The following is a 5,337-nucleotide window of genomic DNA, read 5'->3' as shown; positions in this document are numbered from 1 at the left end:
CGCCCCGCCCCGCGCCAAGCGGCCGTCGCCGATCGTGCTGGCGGTCGTCGGGCTCGCGGCCGTGCTCGTCATCGGAGGCGCCGGCTTCGCGATGTTCCAGGCGGCCGGAGACCGGCTGACCGGACCGCTGAAGGCCGAGCAGTGCATCGACGCGGCCTTCGGGATGGACGCGGGCAACAAGATCCCGGCCAGTACGCGAGTGAAGTGCGACGGCCCCGAGGCCAAGGCCACGGTGCTCAAGGTCACCGGCGAGGGCGAGGCCACGGCCTACCGGTTCGGCAGCAGGGCCGAGCCCGAGTGCCCCGAAGGCACCGACGGCGTCACCAACGTCACGGTCGAGACCGAGAGCAAGCGCTACTACGAGGCCTGCGTCCGCAACATCGAGGGCCCGCACCCCGGCGACCCGGGCGCGGGCGGCGCGCTGCTGGCCGCCGGCGACTGCGTCAGCGGCGGTTCCATCGGCATCGGCGGCAAGGAAGTGCCCTGCTCCGGCTCCGAGTGGTACGGCAAGGTGATCGCCCGCGCCGGCTCGGAGCAGTCCTGCCCGGCGAAGACGCTGGAGACCATGAAGCTGCGGTCCTGGAGCGGCGGCGGGATCACGCGCCCGGTGGTGTGCCTCGGCGCGGGCGGCGGCGTGCTGGCCACCGGCGACTGCATCGCCGACCCCTCGTTCAACATCGGCGCCCTGCCCAAGGCCGACTGCCGCACGGAGAAGGCGGTCGCGAAGGTCGTCGGCCGCGTGAAGAGCAAGCAGGAGTGCCCCGCCGAGGGCACCCACTTCATGACGAGCGACGGCGGCTACCTCCCGGTGCTCTGCCTGAAGAAGCTGCGCCCCACGCTCACCGAGAAACTCCGCTCCCTGGGCGGCTGAGCATGGGGACCTGTGCGAGCGCCGGATTTCGTGCCGGCGCCCCGCGGCCTGGCCGGAGCGGACGGCAGGAGGCCGACCTCCGCCCTAGGCTGAATCCTGCCCGTGGGACAGGAGGCTGCGATGGCCGAGACGGCTCTGACCGAGAAGCTGGCGGCCGAGGTGCTGACACAACTGGCCGAGCTCGCGGACCCGAAGACACGCGCGGTGAACGAGAAACACGGCGATGATCACGGTGTGAACCTCGGCAAGCTCCGCGCGCTCGCCAAGCGGCTGAAGACACAGCAGGAACTTGCGCGCCGCCTCTGGGCGACCGATGACTCCGCTGCGAGACTGCTGGCGACCCTGATCTGCCGTCCGAAGTCGTTCGAGCGTGACGAGTTGGACGCCATGGTGCGCGAGGCGCGCACCCCCAAAGTCCACGACTGGCTCGTGAACTATGTGGTGAAGAAGAACCCGCACGCCGAAGGGCTGCGCCTGGCCTGGTCCGCCGATCCGGATCCGGTGGTCGCGAGCGCCGGCTGGGCACTGACCGCCGAACGCGTGAGGAAGAAGCCCGAGGGCCTCGATCTCGCGGGACTGCTCGACGCCATCGAGGCGGAGATGAAGGACGCCCCGGATCGCCTGCAATGGGCGATGAACGAGTGCCTAGGGCACATCGGCATCGGCTTCTTGATCGCGTCGGCCGCGTGAAGGCCGGGCGAGAGCGCCCCGCCGAAGGCAGCGACTTCATGACGAGCGACGGTTGTCGTCGGAGGGAACGCTCCTCGCCGTCCTCATGCTCGGCCGCCGCGGATCCGCCCTGGCAGTACGCCCTGACGTTCGGCGTCCCCTACACCGGCGGCCTCATCGGACCACGTCTGGCGTCCTGGCCGGTGGTCCGTTTCGGGCGGCCCAGAGTCATGTCACCGCAGGGACGCCGCACGTGTGCCGACTGCCGGGACCGGCCTTCGCCCACCCCGGCGTGACGGGCCTCCCCTCGCCAGCACAACCGAACTCGGCCTGATCATCTCCCTGGGCGTGTTCATTCCTGTTCGCCAGTCACCGGCTCCCTCGGACGTCAGGAAGGCTTCTCCCAGATGGAGACGTGCTGGAGGCTCTCGCTCGTGAAGGGTTCGCGCGTCCAGCCGTCCCAGCGGTCACGCAGCCGAAGCCCGGCGAGCTGCGCCATCAGATCGAGCTCCGCCGGCCACACGTACCGGAACGGAATCGAGCGGTACTCGCCACGGCCGTCCGCGATTTCCATGTGGTGCGAGCTCATCGCCTGAGTGGCCACGTCGTAGACGTCGAACCCCCACCGCGTCTCACTGACGTGGAAGGGCACCACGTCCTGTCCGGGCGGAAGCCGGCGCAGCTGCGGGACCGTGACCTCGACGACGAAGCTGCCGCCGGGCTCGAGATGGGCCGCCGCATTGCGGAAGCAATCCACCTGGGCCGACTGCGCCGTCAGGTTCATGATCGTGTTGAACACCAGGTAGGCGACGGAGAACGTCCCGTCCACGCGGGTCGTGGCGAAGTCGCCGACCGTCACCCCGACCGCGTCACCGCCCGGCTTGGCGCGAAGCCGTGCCACCATCGCCCGCGACATGTCGATGCCGTGGACCTCGACACCACGGCGCGCCAACGGCAGCGCGATGCGCCCCGTCCCGATCCCCAACTCCAGAGCGCGCCCGCCACCGGCGAGTTCCGCGAGAACCTCGGCCACCGGCTCCACGGCCTCCGGTGCGAACATCTCCGCCGAACCCTCGTCGTACGACGCCGCGACCTTCTCCCCGAAATGCCCATCCGATTCATCCACCGAAGGACCGTACCTCCGAAGATTCCCGCCCTTCCAACCCATTCTTGGACGAGGCCCCGAGCAGGCCTGGCTCGGACACCGCTCCCCGCAATCCGTCCAGTTCCACGCCAAGATCACTTCGAACACGCTCACCAAGGCCTACGACGACGCGGGCTACTTCGCCCGCAACGTCCGCACCATCGAGATGCTCGTCGACCGGGAAGCCGTCGAGCACGGCGCCGCAGCCGCTGGCGAGCCCTGGCAGGACTACGACCTGGGGCCACGGGTTTTGCAACTACACCTTCTTCGAACAGTGCCCGCACCGGACGGCCTGCGCCAAGTGTGACTTCTACACCCCCAAGGAACGCGCAGTTCCTAGAGGCCAAGACCAATCTGCAGCGCGTGGTCACCGCCATCCCGCTCACCGATGACGAACGCGCCGCAGTCGACGACGGTCAAGCCGCCCTGGACGAACTCCTCAAGCAGCTCGTCAACGTCTCCACCCCCGCCGGGCCTACTCCGCGCGACTTTCAACGCCCAGCCGGCGCGGTGCTCCTGCCGATCGTGGAAGTCCGGCAGAGCGGTACTTTGCCGCCATGACACTCGAAGATTTCTGGACACTCATTCACCAGTCCACGGCCGAGAACATCGGCCAGGACCAACGCACCGAATGGCTCACCGCGCGCCTCGCACATCGTCCGGTCGCCGAGATCATCGAGTTCGAACTGCACCTCACGGCCCAACGAAAGCGGGTCGACACCCGACACATGTGGGGCGCTGCCTGGAACATCTTTCAGGGCTGGTGCTCCGACGACAGCTTCTGGTACTTCCAGCCCTGGCTCATCGGCCTCGGCCACGACACCTTCGAACGCGTCGCCGCCCATCCGGACGCCCTCGCCGACACCCATGAAGTCCGCCGCCTCGCCGGACGCCACAGGTCGCAGTGGACCGACGAGGAGTGGCCGGAATGGGAAAGCATGAACTACATCGCGCTCAACGCCTACGCCCGCGCCACCAGACAAGAAGAAGGACTTGATGACGCCCTTGAGGCGCGGGGCCTCTACCGCATCTACGACGCCTTCCCTGAGGACGAACGCTGGGACTACGACGACATCGAACAGCGTCGCGCAAAGCTCCCTCGCCTCACTGATCTGCTGGGCGAGCACCACCCCGCCACCTGAGGGACTGTCTGAAAGTTGGCTCTGTCGCAGTTTCGGTGGTAGCGGAGGGTGTCAGCCCGTCACGCTGAGGGGTGATCAAGGGTGACGGGCTTGTTGATGTGGTGTTCTCGGGCTTGTCCGGCCTGGTCATCGACGATGTGACGGATGATGGCGAGCTGATTCGGGTGCGGGCCCGCAGCCGGAAGGTGCCGGTGCCTTGCCCGGTATGCGCGGTCGAGAGCGCTCATGTCCATGGGTGGTGCGAGCGGACCGTGGCCGATGTGCCTGTCGATGGACGGCCGGTGGTGCTGGATGTGCGCGTGCGTCGGCTTGCGTGCCGGGACTGGCGGTGCCCCCGGCGGACGTTCCGGGAACAGTTCCCCGGGCTGCTGGAGCGGTACCAGCGGCGAACCGTCCGGCTGACCGCCCAGGTCGGGGCGGTGGTGCGGGAGTTGGCGGGCCGGGCCGGGGCTCGGCTGCTGGCCGTGCTGGGAGCGCCGATATCCCGTCACACCGCCCTGCGGGCTCTGCTGCGGATCCCGTTACCGGTGGTGGCGACGCCGCGGGTGTTGGGCGTGGACGACTTCTGTCTGCGGCGCTCCAGGACCTACGCCACTATCTTGATCGACGCCGAGACCCGCCGGCGTGTCGATGTCCTGCCCGACCGAAGGTCCGACACCCTTGCAGCGTGGCTGCGCGAGCATCCGGGCGTGCAGGTCGTCTGCCGGGACGGCGCCGCGGGCTACGCCGACGCAGTGCACCAGGCCCTGCCCGACGCACTGCAGGTCGGGGATCGGTGGCATATCTGGCACAACTTCGCCCAGGCCGCCGGCAAGGAGGTCGCCGTCCACAGCGGCTGCTGGGCCGGTGCCTCCCGCCTGCGCAGACTCGACGGCGGAATGCGCGAGATCCGCGAACGCGGCTACACCGGCAGCCAGAGCCTTCTCTACCGCTACATCACCCAGGGCCGTGTCGAGGACGACCGCCCCGGTCTGTCACCCCGCCGCCTCGCCCGGCTCCTGCTCGCCCGCCCCGACAATCTCAAGCCCGACCAGCACGAACTCCTCGCCAAGACCACCGGCGCCTGCCCGGAGATGAGCAGCCTCGCCGCACTGGTCCGCGCCTTCGCCCGGCTCCTGGCCCCTGCTGCTGACAACGGAGACAGGCTGCACGAGTGGATCAGCGCAGCCGAAAAGGCGAACCTGTCGCACGTGCACTCGTTCATCCGCGGCCTCCGACTCGACCTCGACGCCGTCCATGCCGCTCTGACCAGCGAATACCACAACGGCGGAACCGAGGGCGTCAACACCAAAACCAAGATGATCAAGAGACAGATGTACGGACGTGCAGGCTTCCCCCTCCTACGTCACCGCATCCTCCTCGGATGACCCTCACCCTCCGCTACCACCGAAAGAGCGACAGAGCCAGAAACCGTACAGTCCCCGGCCTGCGGATGGGATTCAAGGTCGGAGGCGGAGCGGACGACCGGGGCGGGGGGATGTGTTCGGTTGTATCGCTGGTGTGGGTGTGGG

At 68.6% G+C, this 5,337-nt stretch carries 6 protein-coding genes; 5 read left to right on the top strand and 1 reads right to left on the bottom strand.

Annotated features, from left to right (window positions below):
* Both E1281_RS40860 and E1281_RS37160 read left to right on the top strand, forming a co-directional pair.
* On the top strand, positions 1-871 hold an 871-nt coding region (locus E1281_RS40860; protein WP_207943739.1), incomplete at its 5' end, for a hypothetical protein.
* Between the two features lie 120 nt (positions 872-991).
* Complete coding sequence (locus tag E1281_RS37160) at positions 992-1,561, top strand: DNA alkylation repair protein (RefSeq protein ID WP_131884388.1); 570 nt, start codon at positions 992-994, stop codon at positions 1,559-1,561.
* Between the two features lie 367 nt (positions 1,562-1,928).
* On the opposite strand, the gene E1281_RS37155 is transcribed toward E1281_RS37160, so the two are convergent.
* Complete coding sequence (locus E1281_RS37155; protein ID WP_207943738.1) at positions 1,929-2,666, bottom strand: class I SAM-dependent methyltransferase; 738 nt, start codon at positions 2,664-2,666, stop codon at positions 1,929-1,931.
* A 381-nt stretch (positions 2,667-3,047) separates the two neighbouring features.
* On the opposite strand from E1281_RS37155, the gene E1281_RS41560 reads away from it, so the two are divergent.
* The 3 genes from E1281_RS41560 to E1281_RS37140 all read left to right on the top strand — a co-directional run bounded on the left by E1281_RS41560 (position 3,048) and on the right by E1281_RS37140 (position 5,193).
* Positions 3,048-3,245 carry a hypothetical protein gene (locus E1281_RS41560; protein ID WP_207943737.1) on the top strand — a complete coding sequence of 66 codons (198 nt, stop codon included), beginning with the start codon at positions 3,048-3,050 and terminating at the stop codon, positions 3,243-3,245.
* Positions 3,242-3,826, top strand: a complete 585-nt coding sequence (locus tag E1281_RS37145; RefSeq protein ID WP_131884386.1) for a DUF4240 domain-containing protein — start codon at positions 3,242-3,244, stop codon at positions 3,824-3,826. The genes E1281_RS41560 and E1281_RS37145 overlap by 4 nt, the downstream gene beginning before the upstream one ends.
* A 101-nt stretch (positions 3,827-3,927) precedes the next feature.
* On the top strand, positions 3,928-5,193 hold the full coding sequence (locus tag E1281_RS37140; RefSeq protein ID WP_165959269.1) for an ISL3 family transposase: 1,266 nt from the start codon (positions 3,928-3,930) through the stop codon (positions 5,191-5,193).
* Positions 5,194-5,337 lie beyond the last annotated feature (144 nt).

Origin of the sequence: Actinomadura sp. KC345 (assembly GCF_004348515.1) — a bacterium.
Lineage (GTDB): Bacteria > Actinomycetota > Actinomycetes > Streptosporangiales > Streptosporangiaceae > Spirillospora.
The sequence above is the reverse complement of the archived record's forward strand: the minus strand, read 5'-3'. Positions and strand labels throughout refer to the sequence as shown.